Source organism: Acinetobacter endophylla (genome assembly GCF_053543775.1).
In genome coordinates this window covers 1-1,926 of the sequence record NZ_JBLVOM010000272.1, presented here as the reverse complement: position 1 = coordinate 1,926, position 1,926 = coordinate 1, and the positions used below count along the sequence as shown (strand labels likewise).

The window sequence follows — 1,926 nt, the reverse complement described above, 5'->3', positions numbered from 1 at the left end:
TGGTGAACAAATTGCTGGATCTTTAACAACCATATTTGGTGCAGTGGTAGGAGAGCAATCAGCTTTCTACCAGGTGGCTTTTGCTGCAGAGAAAAGTTTTGCTGTTGCTCAAGCTGCACTAGCTTTGGGACAAAATATTGCCATGGCTTCAAAAATTGGCTTTCCCCAGAACATACCTATGATCACAGCTGCATTTGCTCAAGGTGCTCAAATTGCTTCAATCATTAATTCGGTAGCAGCACCTCAAGGATATGCCACCGGTGGTCTGATCACGGGACCAGGAACGGGTACCAGTGATGATATTCCGATCCGTGCGTCAAATGGCGAGTTCATGATGCGATATGCAGCCACCCAGAAAATCGGGATTGCGGATCTGAACTATATGAACCGTTATGGTGAAATTCCACAACGTCAAAGTACTGCATTGACGCCTAAAGTTGGGAATGGGTTTGGTGGACAGGGTATTCAGGCTTCAGTAAATGTGGTGGTTGAAAACTACACGTCTGGACAGGTGCAAACCAAGGTTGATGAAGATAGGCGCATTCGGGTTATTATTCGGGATGAGGTAGATAAATATCTGCCTGGTCAAATGAACAATTCAAACTCGAAAATACATAAAGCAGTCGTGCGAAACACCACGGCAAGTACTAAGCGCTAATTATCAAAGCCTCCTTCGGGAGGTTTTTTAATGGGTAAAATTTATGAACAGTTTTGCATTATGCCCGTTACAAGCCGGGTATTCCTTTTCACCTGGCAACAACATGTTAGAGCAGCAACTTCTTGGCGGGTTCGCCCGTCAGCGAAGAATGTTTGTAAATAACGTGCATGTGGTCAATGTATCTGTGCTACTGAAAACCAAAACCCATGCGCAGTATTTCTGGGCATTTTGGCGATTGCATACACTTAATCCACAAAAGTTTTTATGGCGACTGATCACGGATTCAGCCGAAGCACAGGATCATACCTGTCAGTTCGTTGCTGATTCACTGTCAGTCGGTGAGCGAAGTGGTGTGATTTATTCCGTGTCATTTCAGGTGCGAGTCAAACCGCTGAACAATGGTGATTTGGCATTTGATCAGCAGATTGTGGATATTTGGACAGCCGGGAATCCGGTCGACATGTTGAATCTGTTAGAGCAGCTGGTGAATGAAAGCTTCCCGAATGCCTTGGGGGTGTGATGATTACCGTTGATGATATTAAAGACTTTCATCTGGATAGTGCGCCAAGTGTGGTTTTACTGGAAACACTGGAAATCAGTCATTCACTTTGGCCCAATCCAATTCGACTTGTGACCAATCACCCAGATGGTGTGTCTGCAACTTTGGAGAATGGTCAGCCGGCCACGTTTGAATTTATCCCGGTGATGATTCAGCGCGGCAATACCTCTGATGATCTGGACCAGTCCCTGAAAATTACAGTGGGGGATTTAGGCGAAGTGGTGCCACCGTTGATCAAGTTGATTGAGGATGCATCGAGTGATGAAAAGCCACAGGTAATTTATCGCTCGTTTGCTTTTGATGCTGCATCTATGGTGCTCACCAAGGCCACGCCGATTGAATTGATCCGTGGTCTGTATGTGGCACAAATGAATCAGGATCATCAGGCTACAACATTTGAAGCTGCAACATCTGGGAAAAATAGTGTGAAGACAGGTCGGACCTATAACTTCAAGGACCACCCTGATCTGCGAGGATTAATATGAAAAGTGTTGATGCTTTGCTGGACCGGCAATACGACCCTAAAAAATATCACTGCGTCCATTTCCTGATTGAAGCCGCACAGTACCTGCTTAATAAAGATTATTCAGCAAGCTTTATGGGGTTGACTGGTGATCTAGCTAAAAGCATCCAGACTTCACGTGATACCACGATCAAAAACAAAAGGCTAGAGCGACCCAAAGACGGCTGCATTGTCTTAATGACCAAC

At 45.3% G+C, this 1,926-nt stretch carries 2 protein-coding genes and 2 pseudogenes; all 4 read left to right on the top strand.

Annotated elements, in window-relative coordinates:
- A pseudogene (locus ACNPNW_RS15850) lies at nt 1–658 on the top strand (transglycosylase SLT domain-containing protein); the annotation flags it as partial.
- Nucleotides 659–701: 43 nt separating this feature from the next.
- Nucleotides 702–1,178 carry a hypothetical protein gene (locus tag ACNPNW_RS15845; RefSeq protein ID WP_448767154.1) on the top strand — a complete coding sequence of 159 codons (477 nt, stop codon included), beginning with the start codon at nt 702–704 and terminating at the stop codon, nt 1,176–1,178.
- Nucleotides 1,178–1,702 carry a DUF1833 family protein gene (locus tag ACNPNW_RS15840; RefSeq protein ID WP_448767153.1) on the top strand — a complete coding sequence of 175 codons (525 nt, stop codon included), beginning with the start codon at nt 1,178–1,180 and terminating at the stop codon, nt 1,700–1,702. Before ACNPNW_RS15845 ends, ACNPNW_RS15840 begins: the two co-directional genes overlap by 1 nt.
- Nucleotides 1,699–1,926 (top strand): annotated as a pseudogene (locus ACNPNW_RS15835) (hypothetical protein); the annotation flags it as partial. The gene ACNPNW_RS15840 and the pseudogene ACNPNW_RS15835, both read left to right, overlap by 4 nt.